This is a genomic window from Microvirga sp. BSC39 (assembly GCF_000739015.1).
Classification (GTDB): Bacteria; Pseudomonadota; Alphaproteobacteria; order Rhizobiales; family Beijerinckiaceae; genus Microvirga.
In genome coordinates, this window is sequence record NZ_JPUG01000077.1 from 257,566 (window position 1) to 280,659 (window position 23,094).

Sequence of the window (23,094 nt, forward strand, 5' to 3'; positions counted from 1 at the left end):
AATAAAAGAAGGACACGAGGAAATGAGCTGGGATTTCAAGTTCGGCATCGAGGAAGAGTACTTCGTCAACGATGCCCCCAGACGGGATATCGCCAAAGGCAAGATCAGGGAGTTCTTCGCCGCCTGCCGGGAGCAGGTTTCAGGCGACATCGAACCCGAAATGCTGGAGCCGCAGCTCGAGATCGCCACCAAGCCGTCGCTGGAACTCGCCGACGCCCGCGCCCAGCTGGCCGGCTTGAGAGCCTCCGTCGGCGCCGTGGCGCGCGACTTCAACCTGTCCATCATGGCCTCCGGCACCCATCCGCTCGCCGTGTGGTCGCGCGTGCGCCCCAACGCGCAGCCGCGCTACGGCAAGGTCATGCACGACCTGCAGATGCTCGGCAGCCGCACCGTCCTGTGCGGCATGCATGTCCACGTGGAGGTGCCCGATCTGGGCATGCGCGTGGACATCATGAACCGGATCCAGCCCTTCCTGCCGCTGCTCCTGGCGCTCTCCACCTCCTCGCCGTTCTGGCAGGCGCAGCGCACGGGCCTGCTCGGCTACCGGCTGGCGGCCTATCGCGAGCTGCCGCGCACCGGCTTCCCGGACCTGTTCGAGAACGAGCAGGATTACCAGCGCTACATCGATACCCTCGTGGCCGCCCGGGCCATCGAGAATTCCAGCTATGTGTGGTGGGTGATCCGGCCGTCCCTGAAGCACCCGACCCTGGAGCTGCGCGTGGCCGACAGCTGCACGAGGGTCGACGACACCATCGCGATCGCGGCGCTCTATCGCTGCCTCGTGCGCCGCCTTAGCCTCGATACGAATCTCAATGCCGGGCAGACCGGCGCCTCGCGGGCCATCAACGACGAGAACGGCTGGCGTGCCCAGCGCTACGGCATCCACGGCAGCTTCGTCGACGAGAAGACCCGCATGGCCAAACCGGTGCGCGAACTCCTGGACGAGACCCTGGATCTCGTGGCCGAGGATGCCAAGGAGCTCGGCTGCCAGCGCGAGCTCGATCTCGCCCGCTGGATCGTGGCCCGCGGCACCAGTGCCGACCAGCAGCTGACGCTCTACACCGAGGCAGTCGGCCGAGGACTGTCGAACCGGGATGCCCTGGCCGGCGTGGTCGACTGGCTGAGTGCGGAGACAATGGGAGAGCCGGCCTTCCGGCATTGATGCGGGCCCATCGTGCGGCTCTGGCCCGCACGATGCGCTGGAGCCCTCATCGTTTTGTGCATGGGTCCCGCATTGCACCTTGGCGTTAAGCCCCTTATTGAGAGCCGACGCTTAAGTCGGCGCGCCTTGAACGCGCTTTTTGATGAGGTGATGCATGGCGCGGGACGTATCCGATACGACCCCCATTGGTGCGCGGTCGGAACTCGTGGAGTGGATCGCCTCCGGAGAAAAGCCGCGTGAGTCGTGGCGGCTCGGCACCGAGCACGAGAAGGTTCCTTTCTATAAGGCCGATCTGTCCCCCGTTCCCTATGACGGGACTAAGGGCATTCGTGCGCTGCTGGAGGGCATGCAGGAGCGCACCGGCTGGGCTCCGATCATGGAGAACGGCCATCCCATCGGCCTTGCCGATGACCGGGATGGCGGCGCGATCTCTCTGGAGCCCGGCGGGCAGTTCGAGCTCTCCGGCGCCCCGCTGGGCAACCTTCACGACACGGCCCGCGAGACGGCTCGGCATCTTGCCGACGTGAAGGCTGTGGGCGAACAGCTCGGGATCGGCTTTCTCACGCTCGGCATGAGCCCGCTCTGGACACGGGCCGAGACGCCCGTGATGCCGAAAGCCCGCTATCGCATCATGACGAACTACATGCCGAAAGTGGGCTCGCTCGGCCTCGACATGATGTACCGCACCTCCACGGTGCAGGTGAACATGGACTACGCGTCCGAGGCCGACATGGTGAAGAAGCTGCGCGTCTCGCTGGCGCTGCAGCCGATCGCAACCGCCATCTTCGCCAACTCGCCCTTCACGGACGGCAAGCCCAACGGCTATCTGTCCATGCGCTCCAACATCTGGCTCGACACGGACAGGAACCGCACGGGCATGATGGGCTTCGCCTTCGAGGAGGGCTTCGGCTACGAGCGTTATGTGGACTGGGCGCTCGACGTGCCGATGTATTTCGTCAAGCGCGACTCGACCTATCACGATGTAGCGGGTGCATCCTTCCGCGATCTCTTCGCCGGCAAGCTCGCGCAGCTGCCGGGCGAGCGCGCCACGCACTCGGACTGGGCGAACCACGTCTCGACCCTGTTCCCCGAGGTGCGCCTCAAGCGCTATCTCGAAATGCGCGGCGCGGATGTGGGCAACCTCGAACACATCGTTGCGCTCTCGGCCTTCTGGACCGGCATTCTCTACGACGACGCGGCGCTCGACGGCGCATGGGAGCTGGTGAAGGCATGGAGTGCCGAACAGCGGGAGCAGTTGCGCGCGGACGTGCCGAAGCTGGCCCTCAAAGCCAGCATTGCCGGCCGCACCGCTCAGGATGTCGCCCGCGACGCGCTGGCGCTCTCGCGCGCCGGTCTGGCACGTCGCGCCTGTCTTGATGAAGCAGGTCAGGACGAGACGAGGCACCTCGCCTACGCGGAGGAGATCGTCGCTTCGGGCCGCACGCAGGCGGAGCGTCTGCTCGAGCGTTACCACGGCGCATGGGGCGGATCGGTGAAGCTCGCCTTCAGCGAGTACGTTTTCTAAACGAGAGTCGCCCGATCAGGCGGCTTTCTCGCTGGCGACGCGGTTGCGCCCGTTCTGCTTGGCGCGATAGAGCGCGGCATCCGCCAGCGTGATCAGGTCGTCCGGGCGGATGCGGGAGCGATCCAGGCTTGGGATCCGCGTGGCGCTGCCGATGCTGATGGTGAGGATGCAGTTCGGAGGATTGGCGTCGTGCCGCACGCGAAGGGACTCGACCTTCGCGCGCAGATTCTCCGCGATGGTGGCCGCGTCGGCCTCGTCCGCTCCCGGCAGGAGAATGGCGAGTTCCTCGCCGCCGTAGCGCGCCGCCAGATCGCCAGGGCGGCGGGCCGCCCCGGAAATGGTCTTCGCAATGTTCCGCAGGCATTCGTCCCCGGCCTGGTGCCCATAAACGTCGTTGTAGGCCTTGAACTGATCCACATCGATCAGGAGCAGGGACACGGGGGTTTTCTGGCGCGCGGCGCGAAGCCATTCCACCTCGAGCTGCCTGTCGAAGGCTCGGCGATTGGCCAGGCCCGTCAGGCCGTCGGTGGTGGCCAGGATAGCGAGCTCCGCCTCCGCATTTTCCCGTCGTCGAAGGGCTCCGGCGAGGATCCATCCGAGCGACCCGATGGTGAGGACGAGCAGTCCGATGATGCTGCTGCGGAACACGAACTCCTCGTTCCATCGGGCGAGCGCCTCATCGCGACCCACGGCGGCAATCACCCCGACGGGAAAGATGTGGTTGCGCTGATAGCCGCCCATGCGGACAAGTCCGTCGATCGGGGAGGTGTAGTCGTAGTTGCCGGAGCCTTTCGCGTTTCTGAATTGCGGGTCGTCGAAGATGTTGGATCCGATCGCCCGCTCGATGTAGGGATAGCGCGACAGGATGGTGCCGTTCTGGTGAAGGAGGGTGATCGAGCCCTGCGAACCGACATCGAAGCGGCCGAAGAAATTTCCGAAATATCGCGGCGGGATGCTCGCCTGGACAATGCCGCCGAAGCTCCCATCGGGCTTGTTGAAGCGTCGCGAGATGGTCAGGGTCCAGTCGCCGCCGAGCGGATCGCGGATCAGGGGACCAGCGAACCAGTCGCTGCTGGCTGCGGTTCTGTGATGCTGGAACAAGGCAAGGGCGCCGATATTCACCCGGCCGCGGTGCCCAGGCAGGGAACTGCTCAGAAGAGTCCCGTCCTCGTCGAAGATCGTCAGAGCTTTGATTCGCTGAAGCGGTTGCACCCGCTCGACCAGAAAGACGTCCAGTCGCGCGACGGCATCGGGCAAGGTGCCGCCCGTCTCGACCCGGTCCACCACATCCACCAGGAGCGCGTCCGCGAGTTCGAACGTATCCTGGGCATGCTGGGTCAGGGACTTGGCGAGATTCAGGGTTTCGGCTTGGATCCGGGCGAATTCGTGCGCCCGGTCATGCCAGTAGCGCCAACCCTCCAGGCCCAGGATCACAAGGCAGACCACCAGCACGAAGACCCGGAGGCCTCGCGCCGAGGATCTCGGCCTTTCCTGAGCGAATGTGGTCATGACGCGTCCACCATAACGACCCAAGCTAGCCTGAGGCTAACTTCAGGCCGAGGATCCCGGAGACGATGAGGCCGATGCAGACCAGGCGCATCACGGTGGCCGGCTCGCCGAAGAGATGGATGCCGAGCAGGGCGGTTCCAACGGTTCCGATCCCGGTCCAGACCGCGTAGCCCGTTCCGACCGGCAGGGTCTTGAGGGCGAGGCCGAGAAGCACGACGCTGACCACCATGCTGAGGGCCGTCAAAAACGAAGGAACCAGCCGGGTGAAGCCGTCGGTATATTTCAACCCAATGGCCCAACCGATCTCGAACAATCCGGCAAGCGTCAGCCAAGTCCATGCCATGACAGGACCTCCGTCATAGGCAGGGCCGTCCCTACCGTTTGTCATGAAGGCGAGGTCGTCCTCGCCCCTTCGGATATAGAGGGTCCGGAAAACGTTCTCAACAAAATCCGGGCGCGGCCAAAGGTCAGCCTATGAATTTAGTTACCGGCGTCGGATGGCTGGGCGGCGCGGCCCAGGGCAGCATAGGGGTCGAACGGGGCGTAGATCTGGTGTTTCCACTCGTCGCCGCAATTGATGCAGATCGAACGGACCATGTGATTGCTCCGCTCCAGGCGCCTGAGGAGTTTCTGCTGCCGCTCTAAGGCCTCGTTCACCTCCGGTTCGGTCCCGGACGGGCGGACGGTGAGCCGAAGCGGCTTGTCCTCCGGCGCAGCTTGAGCCAAGGCCGGACCCGTGAGCAGAAGGAGGCTGGCGGTCCATAGAAGGCGGGTCATCGGGTATCCTGCGGCTGATTTGGCTCTTCCGACTGGACTCCAGGCGACACTGTTTCGTCAAGGCGGGATCGCCGCCCTGAGACCTTTGGCTGCGGCGGCGTCGCCCGCCGCAGCCCTGCCCGTATTTCAGAACCGCACGCTCAAGCTGCCCCGCAGGGTATGCTCCTGGTCGCGCTGCCCGATGGCGCCGTCATACATGACGCCGACGGTGACCGTCTCGCTCACCTGCCAGTTCAGGCCGGCCTCCACCACGAGGCTGTCGCGATCGATGGGCGCGCCGACCACGAGGAACGGCGTGGGGAACCCAGCGACGGAAAAGCGCGCCTCGGGGGCTACGTCGCCGAAGGCGTGGCGCCAGCCGAGCATGCCCTTGAAGGTCACGGTTCCGGCGCTCGTCGGCATGGTTGCGACGACCCGTGCTCCGAGGGTCGAGTAGGTGGTGTCGAACGCGGCCACCTTGCCGGTTGCCTGGAAGGGTGAGGCATTCTCCACCACGTCGTGGCTGCTCACATGCACGTGGGCCAAGCCCACGAACGGCTCCAGGGTCACGTGGTCCGACAGGCGGAACGTGTAGCCGACCTCCCCGAAGACCTGCACGGAATCGGCCGAGGTGTCCGTGTCGCCGCCGCGGAAGCGGCCGGCTACGGCCCCACGGGCGAGTTCGATCTCGTGATGGGCGTAAGCCACGCCGCCGCGCAGGGTCCAGGCCCCGAAGGCGGCGGAGCCGTAGGCGCCGATGTGGAAGCTGTCGATATTGCCCGACGCGGCGGCCGCGTCGATGTCGAAGGACGTGGCGAGGTATCCGGCCGCCATGCCGAGGCGGTAGGGGGTGCCGAGACCCGCATCCACGCCGACCACCATGCCGCCCGTCATCCGCTCCATGGCCGCGGAGGTCGGCGTCGCGTCGGTGCGCCCGAAGGAGCCGAGCACCTTGCCCCACACGCCCCAGCCGGTTCCCCGCGAGGCCGGAGCCTCTGCCACGGGAGCGGCCACCGGCGTGCGCCGCCCGGGAAGGTCCGCCGCGTATTGAACCGGCTCCGAGTCGATCGCCACGAAGGACGGAACGGCCCCCATGGCATCGGAGGACGAGCAGCGCAGGCGGCAGAGGATCGCCGCGCGGAACAGGTTCTCGTGGTGCAGAATCGTGATCGGCGGCGTGGTCTCGGGCTGCAGGGGAGGGACGGGCCTGGGATTGGGGTTGCCCGGATCGCTCGGGTCCTGCCCCGGGTCGTTCCCCGGAAAGACGGGGAGCAGCTCGAGATAGACGTTGTTGGCATCCTTGGTCAGGAGCGGCTGGAAGAAAATCAGGTCGTCCACGCCGCTGAACTGGCCCGTCACGCCCCGCTGCGCCGTCAGGATCGTCCAGCGCCCCGGCGAATACGTTGCCCGCTCGGCATGGACCTCGACGGTGCCGCCCTGGATGGTGGCGCGCCCGTTCGCCACGATCCGGTCGCTCTCGAAGCGGTTGTTGAGGTCGACACGGTAGGTGGTGCCAGCCGCGATATTGACGTCGCCCCTCACGTTCAGGGTGCGGATGTCGCCGACGCCTGCGCGGCTCGTGGCGCCATCGACACCCGGAGACAGGATGCTGCCCGACAGCGCATCGATGCTGCCGACGGTGCCGGTGCCGCCGAGCGTCGCGCCGCCATGTACCGTCATGTCGGATCCGCCCATGCTGCCTGTCACGAGGAGCGTGCCCTCCCGCACGGCCCAGGGCATGGCGGTGTTGTTGTCGTTCTGCGTGGTCCAGGTGGAGGTGTCGACCTTCTCGAACCGCTCGAAGTCTCGATATCTGGCGCTGGCGCCGATCTCGCGCACGTCGAAGGTCGCATTCGCCCGGCCGCCGAGCCTGAACGTGTCCGTGCCCGCGCCTGCGCGCACATGGCCGTCGATGGTCGAACTCGCGCCGATGAGGAGCGAGTCGTTGCCATCGCCCAGATCGATCGCCGTGCCTTGTGCTGCTTGCGTGCGGATCGTGCCGAAATTCTCGATCATCTCCGATCCGTGCCGGCCGCGCACGGCCACCTCGTCACGACTCGCAATCGTGCCGCCGTCCCGGTTGATCACGGTGTTGGCCTGACCGGCATTGCTGATGATGTACAGCCCCTCGCCGTCATTGCCCAAGCCCTGCACGGTGCCGCGGTTCTCGATCCGGTTGGCGTCGCCTTCGATCTTGATGCCGCGCGCCTCGAGACCCGATGCGGTGATCGTGCCGTCGTTGGTGATCGTGCCCCCGGTTCCGATAAGCCGGATGCCATCGGCCGTGTAGCCGCTGGTCTCGATGGTGCCGCTGTTGCTGATCGCGACATTCCGGGCCGTGTTCATCGTGCCGCCATCGGCGCGGATGCCCTCGCCGCCGGCGCCCGTTGTGCGGATCGTGCCCGAATTGACGAAGCTGTTGTTGTGGCCCTCCGCAATCATGCCGCGCGCGGAGGAGCCCGACGTTTGGACGGTGCCGCTGTTGCGCAGAACGTTGTTCTGGCCGCGCGATCAGGGCCTCCGATGATCTTCCGTGGGTCGAGACATTGCCCGTGTTGACGAGGGTGTTCCTGCTGCCCGTGGCTTCCAGGCCATCCACCGAGTTCTGCGTCGTCGAGACCGAGCCGTTGTTGGTGATCGTGCTGCCGTCATCCTTGGCATAGATCGCGTTGTAGGCCTGATCCGCGTTGCAGCCGGTCACAGTGATGGTTGCCCCGTTGGCAACGGTCACCGTGCTGTTGCCCTCCACGCGAATGGCGGCCCCGCTGGGTTGCATCGTAGTCCCGGCCTGCACCTCCACAGAGGATGGCGCGTTTTCCCGTGCCCAGTAATGGTCAGTCGTCGTGCCCGAACACACCACGCGCGTCACGCCGTTGACGACGCTCGACGTGCAGGCGGCCTGCGCCGAACCGATGGAAGCCGCCGCGGCGAGGCTCAAGGCCAGAATGCTCGTTGCCGAGGGCCTGCCGAGAGATGGAATGGTGATGGCGGCCGAACAGGCGCTTGGCCGCTTGCGGCGCGTTGAAAACCTCGACCCAGTACCGCCTCGGCTCGACATGGCGCTTCTCCCTACCGTTATTGTGTAACGGGGTCAGCTAGGGAGGGCGGATGTGCGGGGTACTCCCCGTTCAGGGAGGAAAACGGTCCTGGCTAAAGGGCAAGAGCCAGAATCATGTGCGTTTTCGCACATGGCGGGTATGGGAGGAGCCCGGCCGGAAGCCGGGCTCTGTCTCAATCAGATCTGCCTCACGGCGCCCTTGGCGGCGCTGGTTGCCAGCATGGCATAGGCCTTGAGGGCCGCCGACACCTTGCGCTTGCGCGGCTGAGCCGGCTGCCAGCCTTTAGCGTCCTGCTCGGCACGGCGGCGCTGGAGTTCCGCCTCGCCCACCGCGAGCTGGATCCGACGGTTCGGAATGTCGATCTCGATCCGGTCGCCGTCCCGCACGAGGCCGATGGTGCCGCCCTCGGCGGCTTCCGGCGAGGCGTGGCCGATGGATAGGCCCGAGGTGCCGCCCGAGAAGCGCCCGTCGGTGATGAGCGCGCAGGCCTTGCCCAGCCCCTTCGATTTCAGGTAGCTCGTGGGATAGAGCATCTCCTGCATGCCCGGGCCGCCGCGCGGTCCCTCGTAGCGGATGACCACCACGTCGCCGGCCTTCACCTTGCCGTTGAGGATGCCGCTCACCGCATCATCCTGGCTCTCGAAAACCACGGCAGGGCCGGAGAACACCAGGATGCTCTCGTCGACGCCGGCCGTCTTCACGATGCAACCGTCGAGCGCGAGATTGCCGGAGAGGACCGCAAGGCCACCGTCCTTGGAGAAGGCATGCTCCGCGTCGCGGATCACCCCGGAGGCGCGGTCCGTGTCGACGCTGTCGTAGCGGCTCGCCTGGCTGAACGCGGTCTGCGTCGGCACGCCGCCCGGCGCTGCGCTGAAGAACTCGTGCACCGCGTGGCTGTTCGTGCGCCGCACGTCCCAGCGGTCGAGAGCCGCCTTCATGCTCTCGGCATGAACGGTCGGCACCGAGGTGTCGAGGAGGCCTGCGCGGTCGAGCTCGCCGAGGATGCCCATGATGCCGCCGGCCCGGTGCACGTCTTCCATATGCACGTTGGCAATGGCCGGCGCGACCTTGCACAGCACCGGAACCCGGCGCGACAGTCGGTCGATATCCGCCATGGTGAAGTCGACTTCCGCCTCATGGGCGGCGGCGAGCAGATGCAGCACCGTGTTGCTCGATCCGCCCATGGCGATGTCCAGCGTCATGGCGTTCCCGAAGGCGGCAAACGATGCGATGGAGCGCGGCAGCACGCTCGTGTCGTCCTGCTCGTAATAGCGGCGGGCGAGGTCGACGATTAGGTGGCCGGCTTCCACAAACAGGCGCTTCCGGTCCGCGTGGGTGGCGAGCGTCGAGCCGTTGCCCGGCAGCGACAGGCCGAGCGCCTCGGTGAGGCAGTTCATGGAATTGGCCGTGAACATGCCCGAGCACGAGCCGCAGGTGGGGCAGGCGGCGCGCTCGATAGCCTTGATGTCCTCATCGGCGATCGTGTCATCGGCGGCCGCCACCATGGCGTCCACCAGGTCGAGCTTCTTGGTCACGCCGTTGAGTACGACCTTGCCGGCCTCCATCGGCCCGCCGGAGACGAAGACCACCGGGATGTTGAGGCGCATGGCGGCCATCAGCATGCCGGGGGTGATCTTGTCGCAATTGGAGATGCACACCATCGCGTCTGCGCAATGGGCGTTGACCATGTACTCGACCGAGTCCGCGATCAGCTCGCGCGAGGGCAGAGAGTAGAGCATGCCGTCATGGCCCATGGCGATGCCGTCATCCACCGCGATGGTGTTGAACTCCTTGGCGACGCCGCCCGCCTTCTCGATCTCCCGCGCCACGAGCTGGCCGAGGTCCTTGAGGTGGACGTGGCCCGGCACGAACTGGGTAAAGGAGTTCACGACGGCGATGATCGGCTTGCCGAAATCGGAATCCTTCATGCCCGTGGCCCGCCAGAGGCCGCGAGCGCCCGCCATGTTGCGGCCGTGGGTGGTGGTGCGAGAACGATAGGCTGGCATAGTTTCCCCTACAGATTTGAGGTCTTGTTCGACTGAAATTGCGAAACTTGCAAGAAAATTTGCCATTCCTTGTGGTCGCGCCTGCTGTGCCGCAATGGAATTGCTGAGGGCCGAGCTTGCTGGAAAGGGGCGGCCGTCCTTGATAAGGCTCGACCTGAAAGGAAAGCGGATGGATCAGACGGCCTCCAATCGATCCTTGCGTCAGGTGGTCGCCCTCGTGGCGGCGCTCAACCTAGGCTATTTCGGCATCGAGTTCGCGGTGGCTCTCGCCATCGGGTCGGTGTCGCTCTTTGCCGACAGCATCGACTTTCTGGAGGATGCCTCCATCAACCTCCTCATCCTCCTGGCCTTGGGCTTCACCTTGAGGATGCGGGCCCGGGTGGGGATGCTGCTCTCCGCCGTCATCCTCGTGCCGGGCCTCGCCACCTTGTGGATGGCCTGGGAGAAGTTCTGGGCTCCGGTCCCGCCTGAGCCGGTGATCCTGTCGCTCGCCGGGGCAGGGGCTCTTGCGGTCAATCTCGCCTGCGCGCTTCTGCTCGCCCGCTACCGCCACCACGGCGGCAGCCTCACCAAGGCGGCGTTCCTGTCCGCCCGCAACGACGCCTTCGCCAATGTGGCGATCGTCGCCGCAGGGCTGGTGACGGCGGCCACGCTCTCGGCTTGGCCTGACCTGATCGTCGGTCTCGGCATCGCGGCGGTCAATGCCGATGCAGCCTGGGAGGTCTGGGAGGAGGCCCGTGAGGAGCACCGGGCTGAAACGCCTGAAGCTTGAGGTGCGTTGTCCTGCCTGAGCGCTTCTCAAGGTAGGATCGTACCATGCTGAGCAAAGACGACCTGGATGCCCCAGCCCATCTGCAATATGAGCCCATCGGCACAGCCGGCCAAGGCCATCCCAGCGATGTGAGGGAGTTCACCACCCTGCGGGAGGCGGTGCACTGGGCCATGAACAACGAGGCCCCGGCCGGCATGGAGGCCGTGATCCGTGCCAATTCCGGCGCGGTGCTCGGGCCCCGGCATCTGGAAGAGATCTGGTCGAGCCTGCAGGGGCCTTAGATCCAGCCCAGGCTCAGGGCCCCGACGGCGAGATACCGGCCGGTCTTGGCGAGCGCCACGAGCGGAATGAAGATCCGCAGAGGCTCCCGCAGCAGCCCCGCCACGATGGTGAGCGGATCGCCGATGATCGGCACCCAGCTCAGCAGCAGGGTCCACTGGCCATATTTGTGATACCAGGCCTCCGCCTTGGCCATCTGGCTGCGCTTGACCGGAAACCAGCGCCGATCCTCGAAGTCGGCCAAGAAGTGGCCCAGAAACCAGTTCACGACCGAGCCGAGAATGTTGCCCGCGCTCGCGATGAGAATGAGCACCCACCAGGTGTAATGGTCGGCCACGAGCATCGCGAACAGCACGGCCTCCGACTGGAACGGAAATATCGTGGCCGAGAGGAAGGCTGCGGCGAACAGGGCGCCGTGTTCGGCAAGATGCGGCATGAGGCGGGATGACCGGAGGGAGAGGATAGCGTGAGAGCCTAACGCAGGAGCGTTGGCATGCTTCCCGCGCTGGCGCAATCGTGAGCCGCTTGCATCGACCTCTCAACCTGAATACCTACGGCCCATCGTGAGGCCGAAAGCCATCGGCCGAACCGTCTCGTTGCAGTCCTCCGGGCTCTCAGGAAACCTTCACTTGGATCAGTTCGACGTTGTGGTGATCGGCGCAGGCGCCGCCGGGATGATGTGCGCGGCGGAGGCCGGCAAGCGCGGGCGGTCCGTGCTGGTCGTCGACCATGCGGCCAAGCCCGGCGAGAAGATCCGCATCTCCGGCGGCGGGCGCTGCAACTTCACCAATCTCAACGCCGGCCCTGCCAATTTCATCTCGCAGAACCCGAGCTTCGCCATTTCGGCCTTGCGCCGCTATACGCAGCGCGACTTCATCGCCCTCGTGGAGCGCTACGGCATCGCCTATCACGAGAAGACCCTGGGACAGCTCTTCTGCGACGGCTCGTCGAAGCAGATCGTCGATCTGCTGCTGAACGAGATGCGGCAGGCCAACGCGGAGCTTCGGCTCGCGACCTCCGTGGAATCCGTCGAGAAAACCCCTGACGGCTTTTCGCTCAGGCTCTCGCAAGGGGCGGTGCAGTGCCGCTCGCTTGTGGTGGCGAGCGGCGGCAAATCCATTCCGAAGATGGGCGCCACCGGCTTGGGCTACGATCTCGCGCAGCAGTTCGGATTGAAGATCGTCGAGACGCGCCCCGCCCTCGTGCCGCTGACCCTGGAGCCCTCGATGCTGGAGCGGCTCACGCCGCTTGCGGGCGTCGCCGTCGATGCGGTGGCAGGCTGCGGCAAGACCCGGTTTGCCGAGGCGCTGCTCTTCACCCATCGCGGCTTGAGCGGCCCCTCCATCCTGCAGATCTCCTCGTATTGGCGCGAGGGCGACGAGATCACCCTGTCCATGCTGCCGGGCGTCGACCTGTTCGAGGAACTGCGCGCGGCGCGGGTGCAGAACGGCCGGCAGGCGCTGCAGACGGCTCTCTCGACATTCCTGCCCAAACGCCTGGCGCAGCTCATTGCCGAGACCGAGAAGGGCCCGGCCAACCTGGCGGATTATTCCGACAAGCGCCTGCGGGCTGTCGAGGAGGCGGTCAACCGCTGGCGCTTCAAGCCGGCGGGCTCGGAGGGCTACCGCACCGCCGAGGTGACCCTCGGCGGCGTCGACACCCGCGAGCTCGATTCCCGCACCATGGAAGCCAAGGCGGTGCCGGGCCTCTATTTCATCGGCGAAGTCGTGGACGTGACCGGCTGGCTCGGCGGCTACAATTTCCAGTGGGCCTGGTCCTCGGGCTGGTGCGCCGGACAGGCGGCCTGACGCCTGCGCCGGTTGTTCCAGATCAGCGGGATGCCGGCGCCGTCGCGATGTCGAAGTGCAGCACGTCCTCACGAGTCCCGAGTTTCTCGTAGAGCGCGATGGCCGGGTCGTCGCCGTAATCCGCCTGCACATAGATCACCCAGGCGCCACGCTCCATAGCGATCCCGCGCAGATGCTCGATGAGCGCGGTCGCGATGCCCTGCCGCCGATGCTCCGCATGGACGGCAAGGTCATAGATGTACACCTCGCGCCGCGCCTGCTCGAACTTGTCGAGCTCATAGGCCACGAGCCCACCTAAAACCTCTTCGCCTGCCAGCGCCACCACGGCGAAGATGTGCTCCTTCGCGAGCAAACCCTCCAGGTAGGCGTCCTCGGGCTGATGGCCCGTATAGCTCTCGAGGTCCGCGAAGGCCTGTCCGAACAGGACGTTCAGCCGGCGAAGAACCGGAACGTCTGTTGGACCGAGCCGGCGGATTGTGACGGGTGGCAGGAGCATCTCTCAAGCATAGCACGGTCGCAGCAGCGGTTAAGACCCCTGCGGCCTCACCCCTGCGCATGTGCGCTAGGACATAGAGCCTTCCTGTGAGGAAAGTTTTCAACCCAAGGTTCATTGAGCTTGGTACGCCACTTATCGATATAAAGTTTCAAAATAAGAGCCGACAAGGACATGTGCAATCAAAGGGGCTCTAGGTGAACACAATGATGAAGTCTCTGCCCATCCTGACCGCCGCCTTGTTGGCAGGTCTTGTCGTCACTTCGGAGGCCAATGCCCGGAAGCCCGGTCTGTCGTTCAACGGCCGCAACCTCAACGGCATCTCGGAGAACGGCCGTAACCTGAACGGCATCCTGCTGAACGGACGCAACCTCAACGGCCGTAATCTCAACGGTGCTGCCCGTGAGGGCGCCGTTGCCGGCCAAGGCGTGCACGCCACGGGCGTCATCCTGAAGGATGGTGCTCGCGTCACGCTCAAGTAAGCCCGAGCTAGAGAACCCTCGTTGCTCCCCTGCGAGGGTTCTCCTGACATCCGCCGGAGAGTGACGTGCCATGCATGCGCCTTTGCCGATTGCCCTCAGCACCGTTCTGCTCCTGGCCTCTTCCTCAGAAGGGCAGGCCCTGAATGGCCGCCTGGAAGCGGACAGGGGCGAGTTCAGATTGCGCCTCGATGAGGGACGGGTGCTGGAGCGGGAGGCATTGGCCGGAGCCCGCATCGTCACGCAGAGCGGCGAGAAGACGATCCATGTCCTGATCGATGCCGTTGAGACGGACGACGAGGTGCCTGGCGGCCCCGTCGTGCTCTACCGGTTTCTCGTCGAGGATCCTGTCGGGCGGACTTTCCAGAACGCATGCATGGCCGATGCACGCGGCCGGCAACTGGGTCTGCCCCTTCAGAAGGAGACAGGCGTCGACTTCACCTGCACCAGCGGCGCGGAGGGAAAGTGCATCCTCATGGGCTACCGTCCCTGGGATGACCGGGCGGATGTGCCGATGCAGGATCTGCATGCCGCCTGCGTCCACATGATGCGTGCCGATTACGGCGGCGACAACCGTCCTGCAACGCACGACGGCACGCTTGTCGATGTCTACGACCGTTTCGGCATCCAGAAGCCGGATCGTGTCGATCCGCTGCCGTTCGAGGCCGCGTGGGGCAAGGACGGCGCCGTCTGCGTTGCCCATCCCCGCATTGCCGAGAACGTGAGTCTCAATGAATTGGCGCAACGCTATCCAATCCTCGGCGACGCTTTGGGACCAGAGGCTTGCACGGAAGAAGCGATGCGCGATCATCCGGGCGCGCTTCTCTTCAATCGGTCCGCCCCAACAGGTCCCTGACGCTCGCCGCCCTTGAAACTCGGTGGAGCGAATCCAGTTGATGCTCCATCCGCCGCCATGGCCGCGGCGGCATCCTCATCGTCCAATCTGGAGATCTCTCATGCAGCAGCGTCGGCTTGGCGAATTGCAGGTGTCCGCCCTCGGTCTCGGCTGCATGGGCATGTCGGAGTTCTACGGCAACGGCGACGAGGCGGAGTCCATCGCCACCATCCATCGCGCCATCGAACTCGGCGTGACCTTCCTCGACACCGCCGACATGTACGGCGTCGGCCGCAACGAGGAGCTCGTCGGCCGCGCCATCGCGGACCGGCGCGACAAGGTCGTGCTCGCCACCAAGTTCGGCAACGTGCGCGGCCCCAACGGCGAGCGGCTCGGTATCAGCGGCAAGCCCGACTACGTGCGCCAGGCCTGCGAGGCGAGCCTGAAGCGGCTCAAAGTCGATGTGATCGATCTCTACTACCAGCACCGCGTCGACCCCGAGACGCCGATCGAGGACACGGTGGGCGCCATGGCGGATCTCGTGCGCGAGGGGAAGGTGCGCTACATCGGCCTCTCGGAGGCCGGCCCCCAGACCATCCGCCGCGCCCACGCGGTTCATCCGATTGCGGCGTTGCAGACCGAATACTCGCTGTGGAGCCGCGATCCCGAGGACGAGATCCTGCCCACGGTGCGCGAACTCGGCATCGGCTTCGTGCCCTATTCGCCCCTCGGCCGCGGCTTTCTCACCGGGCAGATCAAGAGCGTGGACGATCTCGCGGAGGATGATTTCCGCCGCAACTCGCCGCGCTTCCAGGGAGAAAATTTCCAGAAGAACCTCGACCTCGTGGGCGAGATCGAAACCATGGCCCGCGAGAAGGGCTGCGCGCCTTCGCAGCTCGCGCTCGCCTGGGTGCTGGCGCAGGGCGACGACATCGTGCCGATCCCCGGCACCAAGCGCCGCCGCTATCTGGAGGAGAATGCGGGTGCGCTCGACGTGACGCTCACGGACGAGGATCTCGCACGTATCGACCGCATTATCCCGCCGGGCGCCGCCGCCGGGACGCGCTATCCGGAGCCGGCCATGAAGATGGTGGGGCTGTAGGCTTCACGCAGCCGATGAGGTGCCGACAGGCAAAGACTCGAGCGCGCCCGCCTCGTCGATGCGCCGCACGAGGTCGTCCACTTCGTCTTCGGTCTGGTAGATGCCGAAGCCGAGGCGCAGGCGCTGGCCGCGCACGTCGGTCACCACGCGCAACTCCTTCAGGTCGTTGTGGATGGCCTGCGCGGCAGGCGTCTGGAAGGTGAGGAAGTTGCCGCGCCGTGTTTCGTCCGCCGGCACCACGAGGGCCGCATCTTCGAACAGGGCCGAACTGCTGACCCGGCGCAGGAAATGCTGCTGCAGCGCCTTGGCATGGGCGTGGATGATGCCGGGCGTGATGCCCTCGTCCGCGAGCCAGCGCATGACCGCGTTGAAGCGGTAGAGTCCCGACGGATCGAAGGTGGCGCCCATGAAGCGCCAGCCGTCCTCGCTGTAGCCCACCTGTCCGCTCTGCGCGTTCGTGAGATTGCCGAAGGCGGCATACCAGCCCGTATCGCGCGGGCGAACGCCCCAGCCCGGCGGGCAGTGCATGAAGCATGCGCCTTCGCCCGCCATGGCGTATTTGTAGCCGCCGGCCATGTAGAACACGCGATCCGCGATGCTGCCGAGATCCGTCGGCCGCGCCATAAAGCCGTGATAGCCGTCGATCACGATCATGGCGCCGTCGCGGTCGCACTCCGCCAGATGGCGCCCGTCCAGGGCGAAGCCGGAATTGAAGAACACCTGGCTGACGAACACGAGATCGTAGCCGGACTTTGCGGCAGCGTGGAAGCGATCCTCGAAGGTCGCGAAGGGCTCCGCCGGAACGCGCGTCACGTCCACGAGGCGCTCCTCCTCGAGGCGCGCGATCTGGCGCGTGAAGGAATGGAACTCGCCGTCGGAGGTGAGAATGCGGATCGGCCGGTCGGCAGGGAAACACGAGAGAATGCGCTTCAGAAGCTCGTGCGTGTTCGGCGCCACCGCGATGGTGTGCCGGTCCGGCAGGTTTAGATGGCCGGCTACATGGCCGCGGAACTCGTCGAGTACCGGTCCGAGAATGTGCTCCCACTTGTCGTCCATGAGGCGGGCGGCATCGTCCCAGGCCTGCAATTGCGCGTCGCGCGTCACGTCGGGCCAGGGGTGATGGCTGTGGGCTGCGAAATGCAGGCGATCGGGTTCGGTGCCGAGGAAGCGGGAGAACTGGGGACGAAGATCAAGCATGATGCTCTCAACCTGATTAGAGCTTGCCGCGTACGGACCAGAGTTCAGGGAAGAAGTATTTTTCCAGCGCCTTGCGCAGGTAGCCGACGCCGCTGCTGCCGCCGGTGCCGCTGCGCATGCCGATGATGCGCTCGACGGTCTTCATGTGCCGGAAGCGCCATTGCTGGAACGCGTCCTCGAGATCGACCAACTCCTCGGCGAGTTCGTAGAGATCGAAGTGCTCGCCCGCGTGGCGGTAGATCTCCTCCCAGATCGCCTCGACGCCGGGATGCGCCGTGTAGGGTTGGGTCACGTCGCGGTCGAGTACCTCCGCGGGAACGGCATAGCCACGCCGGGCCAGCAGGCGTAAGGCCTCGTCGTAGAGGCTCGGGGCCTGGTAGGCGGCGTCGAGCTGCTCGGCGAGGTCGCTCCGGTGCCGGTGCGGCGCCATCTTCACCGCGTCCTTCGCCCCGAGCTTGAACTCGACGAGCCGGTACTGCCAGGACTGGAAGCCGGAGGATTTGCCCAGCGCCGGCCGGAAGCTGAGATAGTCCGACGGCGTCATGGTGGAGAGTACCGTCCAGGCCTGGATGAGCTGCTCCTGGATCCGGTTGATCCGGGCCGTGCACTTGAAGGCCGGCTGGAGCTCGTCGGCCCGGATGTGGGCCAGCGCCGTGTCGAGCTCCCGGTTCAGGAGCTTGAGCCACAGCTCCATCACCTGGTGGATGGTGATGAAGAGAAGCTCGTCATGTTCGGCCGTGAGGGGCGATTGGGCGGAGAGGAGGGTGTCGAGCCGGAGATAGTCTCCATAGCTCATGCCATCGGAAAAATCGGTGTGGATTCCGTCTGTCGCTGCCGACAAGTCTTTCTCTCCCTGATCGTTTCCGCTTGGGTGCGGATTATCGTCCTGCCGTAGGGGCGTACAACGAAAGTAGGACATTGCGGCGGGCTTGTCACGTCGGCGTGACCATCGGACCCAAAAGTGGATCTGCGCTTTTGGGATCCCCGATGCTCCTTCCTTGATCGAGAGCATCGTTGGGTCCGCACGATGCTCCAGCCGGAATTGGCTTTCCGCCTCTGAGACGGTAGGTTGCCGCCCCTGAACGATCCCCATGGAGAGACCCGCATATGACCGCTACGCTTCCCGACCGCCTGGCTTCGAACCCGGACAGCCCCTACTACGACGAGGAGCTGCTGGCGAAGGGGATCGGCATCCGCTTCAACGGGGCCGAGAAGACCAATGTGGACGAGTATTGCGTCAGCGAGGGCTGGGTCCGGGTCACGGCCGGGAATGCCAAGGACCGCTTCGGCAACCCCATGACCATCAAGCTCAAGGGCAAGGTCGAGCCCTACCTCAAGACGCAGGAATAAGCCTTCGCGCATCGTCCGGAAAAGCGGACCCGGTTTTCCGTAGGAAACGGTGTGCCCCCTAAGGAAGGGGCCTCGGACCAAAACGGCTTCCGTTTTTGGGGCCGAGGCTCCCGTGCGAGGAGGTCCTGCCGTCGGCGCAGGGCTGGACGTGCCATGAGGCCCGCTCCAAGATGAAGGACAAGCTCGTCGGTCGAGGTCAGATCCTCGGGAAAGGCTTGTCCTGAATGGCGCCAGTGAAGGCTCTGGTTATCGTTGCACTGGCTTGCGTTCTTGGCGGGACATCATACGCCCATGACTGGTACCCGGCTTGGTGCTGTGACGAGCACGATTGCCGCGAACTGGTAGAAGCCCGGGGTGAGACAGTGACGGAGACTTCCGAGGGCTGGCGGCTCTGGGATGGGCGCCTTGTCCGGCGCGAGCACGCCAAGATGTCGCCGGACGCCAAGTTCCACCTCTGCGAGGAGCCGACGACCAGGGCCATCATCTGCTTCTTCGCGCCGCAAGGCGCTTCGTGACCCGCTGTTCCGAGATTCCGAATCAGAGGCAGACCACAAAAAGGAAGCGCCCGCTCATGGAGGGGGCGCTTCAAGGTCCGACCCGTAGGGGCAAAATGAGGGTCGTGAACCTCTCTATTCGTAGAGTAATCGGGCTAAATTGTGACAAAACATGGCGTCAACTGAGCATGTCAAGAGAATAAGCGCGCTATTCTGACGCAAAGGATTGTTTATTTGCGAACTATTTGACCTTGATCGGCCAGATCGGATGGTTTATTCCAAGTTAACCGTAGGGGCAAAATACGGTCACAAGGGTCGCGAACACAGTCAAACAACAAGGCTGGGCGCGGCCCTTTGTCGTTTTTATTCTTAGGAACTTGGTCCGTTACTTGGAGGCGCTGCGGACGGCCTGCAGGCGCTCCATGGTCGCGCGGATCTCCTCGGCCGCCTTCACTCCGCGGATGCCGATCACCCCACGGTCGACCGTCCGGCCGTCGGCATCTTTCCTGCCGTTGAAGAAGGCGTCCCTTTGCTCCTTGGACATCTTCAGGAGGGTGCGGGCCTCGGTTTCGATCCGCCACTCCTCGGACCAGGTGCTGACGGGCTGGCCGGTGAGTTCGGAGATGGCTTCGGTATCGCGGGAGTAGGTCATGCCGGACAGCATGGCAGCAAGGGGTGAAGAGAGCGTTGATCGGATCTGCTGCTTAACTGGTAAAGCGGGCGCCGTAGTGAGTTCCGTCCGTCCACACCAGTCGCGTCATGGCTGTCGCACCCGCATCGGGGATCTCGAGCTCGAACTCCAAAGGAACGTCCGCGGAGCCGGAAATCACCAGCCGGACGCCCGACTGCGACAGGTCCCACACGGAACATTCGATGCATGCCTTGCTCTCCGTATCTCGGATCCACCCTTCCAGCATGGTGGCGAAGCGTGCGTCCGATCGACGTTCGGGCAGTCCGAGGCTCATGCGCGGGATTCCATGATTCGAGAGGATCCCGTTATAGGCAGGCGGGCTGGTGCGAGGCTATCCAGTGCCCGACTGCCGGGTTGAAGGCGGTGACCGGCCGATTAAGCCGGCGACGCCGCACCTCATGCAGGCTCGAGCGGCCCGTCGATGATCACGTGCGGGCACAGGCGCGAGCAGCGCTCGATCCGTCCATCCACCCGATAGATGGTCTGCAGGAGGGTCGGGGTGATCACCGTCTCCACCGGGCCGCAACTCACCATGGTGCCGGCATCGATCACCATCACCCGGTCGGCGACGCGCAGAACCTGGTTGAGATCGTGGATGGCGAGCACCACGCAGATCTCCCGCTCCCGTGCAAGCGAGCGAATGAGCGCCAGCACCTCCACCTGCCGGTGGAGATCGAGGGCGCTCGTCGGCTCGTCGAGCAGGAGGATCTTCGGCTCGCGCACGAGGACCTGGGCGAGCGACACCAACTGGCGCTGCCCGCCGCTGAGCTCGTTCAGGCCTTTGAACGCAATCGGTTCGATCCGCAGGCTGAACAGCACGCGGTCGACCTCCTGGAGATCCTCGTCGGTCACCTTGCGCGGCGTGCCCTGCTTGCGGGCGAGCAGCACGGCTTCATAGACGGTCAGAACCGTGTTCACCGAGGTGTCCTGCGGCATGTAGCAGACAGGGCTTGGACCGGGTCTCAAGGCGGCGTCGTCGATGCGGATGTCGCCCGGCCCGTCGAGCAGGCCGGCGATGCGCCGGAACAGGCTCGACTTGCCGGCGGCGTTCGGGCCGATCACGGCCGTGACCTCGCCGCCCTTCAGCACCGGCGTGGTCACGCCGGAGAGGACCTCCTGCTTGCCGTAGCGGACGCCGACTTCGGTCAGTTGCAGGGTCGCTACCATGCGCGCCTCCGGGTGGACATGATCAGGCTGAACAGGAACGGCACGCCCACGAGCGCCGTGATGATGCCGATGGGAAAGATGGTGCCGGGCACGATGGACTTGCTGATGACGGAGGTGAGCGACAGGATCGCGGCACCCGACAGAACGGAGGCCGGCAGGAAGTAGCGCTGATCCTCGCCCACCAGCATGCGGGCGATGTGCGGGCCGACGAGCCCAATGAACCCGATGGTGCCGACGAACGCCACGGGCACGGCGGCAAGCAGGCTGATGACCATCATGGTCTCGAGCCTGACCCAGCGCACGTTGACGCCGAAGCTCGCCGCCTTGTCGTCGCCGAGACGCAGCGCGGTGAGCGCCCAGGCGCGGCGCATGAACAGCGGAAGCGAGATCGCAACCACCGCCGTGGTGATGGCAAGCTTCGGCCATGTGGCGCGGGTGAGGCTGCCCATGGTCCAGAACACCACGGCCGACAGCGCCTGTTCCGATGCGAGATACTGCACCAACGCGAGCAGCGCGTTGAAGGTGAACACGAGGGTGATGCCGAGGAGCACGATGGTCTCGACGGTCACGCCGCGCCGCTGGCTCATGAAGTGGATGAACAGGGCAGCGAGCATGGCCATGATCAGCGCGTTGATCGACACGATGTAGTCGATGGCCCAGGGCAGGAAGCTGACCCCGAACACGAGGGCCACCGAGGCGCCGAAGCTCGCTGCCGCCGAGATGCCCAGCGTAAAGGGGCTGGCGAGCGGATTGTTGAGGATGGTCTGCATCTGCGCGCCGGCCGCGGACAGCGCAGCGCCGACCACCACCGCCATCAGCGCCACCGGCATGCGGATGTCCCAGATCACGACACTGATCTGCTCCGAGACTTCCGGCGATCCCATCAGCGCCAGCACGACCTCGTGCATCGAGTAGCGCGCGGGGCCCAAGCCCAGATCGGCAATGACGGAGAGAACGAGAACGACGGCAAGCGCAAGAAGCACGAGCTTCTTGCGCTGCACGAGGACGCGGTAGGCACCGCGTCCTTTGACCATGGCAATGGCAGGGGAGTGGGCCAAGAGCCTTATTCCTTGTCGGAGAGAGAGACCCAGTAGCCGGTCTTGTAGGGCACGGGCAGAAAGCGCTCGTAGAGCGTCTTCATGGTGGCGTCGGGGTCCACGTCCTTGAACAGGTCCGGATGCAGCCACTTGGCCATCGCCTGGATGGCGACGAACTGATACGGGCTGTTGTAGAACTGATGCCAGATCGCGTGGACGTGATTGTCCTTCACGGCCTTCACGCCGGTATAGGCGGGGCGCTTCATCAGGCCGGCGAGCTTGGTCCTGGCCTTCGCCTTGTCCGCGCCGGAGCCGACGCCGACCCAGGCGCCGCCGGGCACGTAGAGTTCCCAGTTCGAGCCGGTGACGATCACGTGGTCGGGATTGGCCGCAATGATCTGCTCGGGGTTCACGACGCCGAAGGTGCCGGGGATGATCTTGGCAGCCATGTTCTGGCCGCCCGCCACTTCCACGAACTTGCCGAAGTTCTCGTTGCCGAAGGACATGCAGCAATCGTCCGAATAGCCGCCGGCACGCTCCACCATCACCAGGGGCTTCGCCGGATTGGCCTTAGCGAGGCGCTCGGTCACGAGATCGATCTGCTGCTTGCGAAACGCGATGAACTCTTCGGCGCGCGCTTCCTTGCCGAACAGCTTGCCGATGAGGCGCATGCTCGGGTCGGTGTTCTCGAACGGCTTTTCGCGGAAGTCGACGAACACCACCGGGATGTCGATCTTGGCGAGCTTCTCGATGAGCTTGGCGTCGTCCGTGGCGGTCTTCGCCTCGATGTTGAGAAGGATCACGTCGGGCTTCAGCGCAACGGCCTGCTCCACGTCGAAGGTGCCTTCCTTGAAGCCACCGAAGGTCGGGATCTTCTCGATCTGCGGATACTTGGCGAGATAGTCCTTGTAGCCGTCGAGATCCGCCTTCTGCAGATCGTCGCGCCAGCCGACCACGCGCTTGAACGGCTCATCCGTGTCGAGGGTGGCGACGAAGTACATTTGCCGGCCTTCGCCGAGGATCACCTTCTCGACGGGCGCCTTCACCTCGACCTTGCGGCCGGTGATGTCCGTCACGGTGATCTTGTCGGCGGCATGGGAGGGAGCGGGCAGGAACCCGACGAGCGCCAGGGCGGCACCGAATACCAGTTTGGAGAGTTGCATCATGCGTCTCGCAGCGGTTGGGAAAGCGGGCCTCTCCTAGGTTCGATCCCATAGTCATGCAAGCAATATCTTTTAGAATTACTTTAATTAAAAACAGTAATGCCGCAGTTTAAAACAGTTCTATTCTGCAGTTTACAATCGTTCCAGTTTGACGACGCCATGGTTTGCTTCTAGAGGAGCGCCGGAATTCATCTTCACCACGAGTTTCTC

The 23,094-nt window shown here is 64.9% G+C and carries 25 protein-coding genes; 11 read left to right on the plus strand and 14 right to left on the minus strand.

The window, feature by feature from the left end:
* The first annotated feature begins 22 nt into the window (after window positions 1-22).
* Window positions 23-1,162, plus strand: a complete 1,140-nt coding sequence (locus tag MA07_RS23460; protein WP_036357554.1) for a carboxylate-amine ligase — start codon at window positions 23-25, stop codon at window positions 1,160-1,162.
* Between the two features lie 154 nt (window positions 1,163-1,316).
* Window positions 1,317-2,687 carry a glutamate--cysteine ligase gene (locus tag MA07_RS23465; RefSeq protein ID WP_036357557.1) on the plus strand — a complete coding sequence of 457 codons (1,371 nt, stop codon included), beginning with the start codon at window positions 1,317-1,319 and terminating at the stop codon, window positions 2,685-2,687.
* Between the two features lie 15 nt (window positions 2,688-2,702).
* Here MA07_RS23465 and MA07_RS23470 read toward each other — a convergent pair whose 3' ends face one another.
* The 4 genes from MA07_RS23470 to MA07_RS23485 form a co-directional block, all read right to left on the minus strand.
* On the minus strand, window positions 2,703-4,196 hold the full coding sequence (locus MA07_RS23470) for a sensor domain-containing diguanylate cyclase (RefSeq protein WP_052003470.1): 1,494 nt from the start codon (window positions 4,194-4,196) through the stop codon (window positions 2,703-2,705).
* A 25-nt stretch (window positions 4,197-4,221) separates the two neighbouring features.
* Entirely contained in the window at window positions 4,222-4,539 is a 318-nt protein-coding gene (sugE, locus tag MA07_RS23475; protein ID WP_036357559.1) for a quaternary ammonium compound efflux SMR transporter SugE, read from the minus strand.
* Window positions 4,540-4,676: 137 nt separating this feature from the next.
* Entirely contained in the window at window positions 4,677-4,973 is a 297-nt protein-coding gene (locus MA07_RS23480) for a hypothetical protein (protein ID WP_036357561.1), read from the minus strand.
* 126 nt (window positions 4,974-5,099) lie between these two features.
* Complete coding sequence (locus MA07_RS23485; RefSeq protein WP_036357563.1) at window positions 5,100-7,394, minus strand: autotransporter outer membrane beta-barrel domain-containing protein; 2,295 nt, start codon at window positions 7,392-7,394, stop codon at window positions 5,100-5,102.
* Window positions 7,395-7,795: 401 nt separating this feature from the next.
* Between MA07_RS23485 and MA07_RS23490 the strand changes: the two genes are divergently transcribed.
* Window positions 7,796-8,038 carry a hypothetical protein gene (locus MA07_RS23490; RefSeq protein WP_036357566.1) on the plus strand — a complete coding sequence of 81 codons (243 nt, stop codon included), beginning with the start codon at window positions 7,796-7,798 and terminating at the stop codon, window positions 8,036-8,038.
* 149 nt (window positions 8,039-8,187) lie between these two features.
* Here MA07_RS23490 and ilvD read toward each other — a convergent pair whose 3' ends face one another.
* A complete protein-coding gene (ilvD, locus tag MA07_RS23495; RefSeq protein ID WP_036357568.1) occupies window positions 8,188-10,017 on the minus strand; it encodes a dihydroxy-acid dehydratase in 1,830 nt (609 codons plus the stop codon).
* Between the two features lie 169 nt (window positions 10,018-10,186).
* Between ilvD and MA07_RS23500 the strand changes: the two genes are divergently transcribed.
* Window positions 10,187-10,789 (plus strand): cation transporter, encoded by a 603-nt coding sequence (locus tag MA07_RS23500; protein WP_036357571.1) that lies wholly within the window; start codon window positions 10,187-10,189, stop codon window positions 10,787-10,789.
* Between the two features lie 44 nt (window positions 10,790-10,833).
* Entirely contained in the window at window positions 10,834-11,070 is a 237-nt protein-coding gene (locus MA07_RS23505; protein ID WP_036357574.1) for a hypothetical protein, read from the plus strand.
* Here the strand turns inward: MA07_RS23505 and MA07_RS23510 are convergent.
* Complete coding sequence (locus tag MA07_RS23510; RefSeq protein WP_036357577.1) at window positions 11,067-11,504, minus strand: YqaA family protein; 438 nt, start codon at window positions 11,502-11,504, stop codon at window positions 11,067-11,069. The genes MA07_RS23505 and MA07_RS23510 overlap by 4 nt on opposite strands.
* A gap of 193 nt (window positions 11,505-11,697) precedes the next feature.
* Between MA07_RS23510 and MA07_RS23515 the strand changes: the two genes are divergently transcribed.
* Entirely contained in the window at window positions 11,698-12,876 is a 1,179-nt protein-coding gene (locus tag MA07_RS23515) for an NAD(P)/FAD-dependent oxidoreductase (protein ID WP_036357579.1), read from the plus strand.
* 22 nt (window positions 12,877-12,898) lie between these two features.
* On the opposite strand, the gene MA07_RS23520 is transcribed toward MA07_RS23515, so the two are convergent.
* Window positions 12,899-13,372, minus strand: a complete 474-nt coding sequence (locus MA07_RS23520) for an AAC(3)-I family aminoglycoside N-acetyltransferase (protein WP_036357583.1) — start codon at window positions 13,370-13,372, stop codon at window positions 12,899-12,901.
* A gap of 203 nt (window positions 13,373-13,575) precedes the next feature.
* Between MA07_RS23520 and MA07_RS23525 the strand changes: the two genes are divergently transcribed.
* The 3 genes from MA07_RS23525 (at window position 13,576) to MA07_RS23535 (ending at window position 15,785) form a co-directional block, all read left to right on the plus strand.
* A complete protein-coding gene (locus tag MA07_RS23525; RefSeq protein WP_036357586.1) occupies window positions 13,576-13,851 on the plus strand; it encodes a hypothetical protein in 276 nt (91 codons plus the stop codon).
* Between the two features lie 70 nt (window positions 13,852-13,921).
* A complete protein-coding gene (locus MA07_RS28130; RefSeq protein WP_052003471.1) occupies window positions 13,922-14,704 on the plus strand; it encodes an ADYC domain-containing protein in 783 nt (260 codons plus the stop codon).
* Window positions 14,705-14,804: 100 nt separating this feature from the next.
* The gene (locus MA07_RS23535; RefSeq protein WP_036357589.1) at window positions 14,805-15,785 is read left to right on the plus strand and encodes an aldo/keto reductase; all 981 of its coding nucleotides are present in this window, start codon (window positions 14,805-14,807) and stop codon (window positions 15,783-15,785) included.
* Window positions 15,786-15,788: 3 nt separating this feature from the next.
* Here the strand turns inward: MA07_RS23535 and MA07_RS23540 are convergent, their stop codons facing one another.
* Complete coding sequence (locus MA07_RS23540) at window positions 15,789-16,982, minus strand: aminotransferase class V-fold PLP-dependent enzyme (RefSeq protein WP_036357592.1); 1,194 nt, start codon at window positions 16,980-16,982, stop codon at window positions 15,789-15,791.
* Between the two features lie 16 nt (window positions 16,983-16,998).
* Window positions 16,999-17,823 (minus strand): tryptophan 2,3-dioxygenase, encoded by an 825-nt coding sequence (kynA, locus tag MA07_RS23545; RefSeq protein WP_036357595.1) that lies wholly within the window; start codon window positions 17,821-17,823, stop codon window positions 16,999-17,001.
* 266 nt (window positions 17,824-18,089) lie between these two features.
* On the opposite strand from kynA, the gene MA07_RS23550 reads away from it, so the two are divergent.
* Together MA07_RS23550 and MA07_RS30285 are read left to right on the plus strand one after the other, a co-directional pair.
* Window positions 18,090-18,332 carry a DUF3297 family protein gene (locus tag MA07_RS23550; RefSeq protein WP_036357599.1) on the plus strand — a complete coding sequence of 81 codons (243 nt, stop codon included), beginning with the start codon at window positions 18,090-18,092 and terminating at the stop codon, window positions 18,330-18,332.
* A gap of 362 nt (window positions 18,333-18,694) precedes the next feature.
* Window positions 18,695-18,847: a hypothetical protein gene (locus tag MA07_RS30285; protein WP_160195487.1), complete on the plus strand. Its 153-nt coding sequence runs from the start codon at window positions 18,695-18,697 to the stop codon at window positions 18,845-18,847.
* Window positions 18,848-19,211: 364 nt separating this feature from the next.
* On the opposite strand, the gene MA07_RS23560 is transcribed toward MA07_RS30285, so the two are convergent.
* From MA07_RS23560 to MA07_RS23580, 5 genes are all read right to left on the minus strand, one after another.
* Entirely contained in the window at window positions 19,212-19,478 is a 267-nt protein-coding gene (locus MA07_RS23560) for a hypothetical protein (RefSeq protein ID WP_081929149.1), read from the minus strand.
* A gap of 52 nt (window positions 19,479-19,530) precedes the next feature.
* Window positions 19,531-19,791 carry a PilZ domain-containing protein gene (locus MA07_RS23565; RefSeq protein ID WP_036357609.1) on the minus strand — a complete coding sequence of 87 codons (261 nt, stop codon included), beginning with the start codon at window positions 19,789-19,791 and terminating at the stop codon, window positions 19,531-19,533.
* A 122-nt stretch (window positions 19,792-19,913) separates the two neighbouring features.
* Window positions 19,914-20,684 carry an ABC transporter ATP-binding protein gene (locus tag MA07_RS23570; RefSeq protein WP_036357612.1) on the minus strand — a complete coding sequence of 257 codons (771 nt, stop codon included), beginning with the start codon at window positions 20,682-20,684 and terminating at the stop codon, window positions 19,914-19,916.
* Window positions 20,678-21,742: an iron ABC transporter permease gene (locus MA07_RS23575; protein WP_036357616.1), complete on the minus strand. Its 1,065-nt coding sequence runs from the start codon at window positions 21,740-21,742 to the stop codon at window positions 20,678-20,680. The genes MA07_RS23570 and MA07_RS23575 overlap by 7 nt, the downstream gene beginning before the upstream one ends.
* Window positions 21,743-21,747: 5 nt before the next feature.
* A complete protein-coding gene (locus MA07_RS23580; RefSeq protein WP_081929138.1) occupies window positions 21,748-22,887 on the minus strand; it encodes an ABC transporter substrate-binding protein in 1,140 nt (379 codons plus the stop codon).
* Window positions 22,888-23,094: the final 207 nt, after the last annotated feature.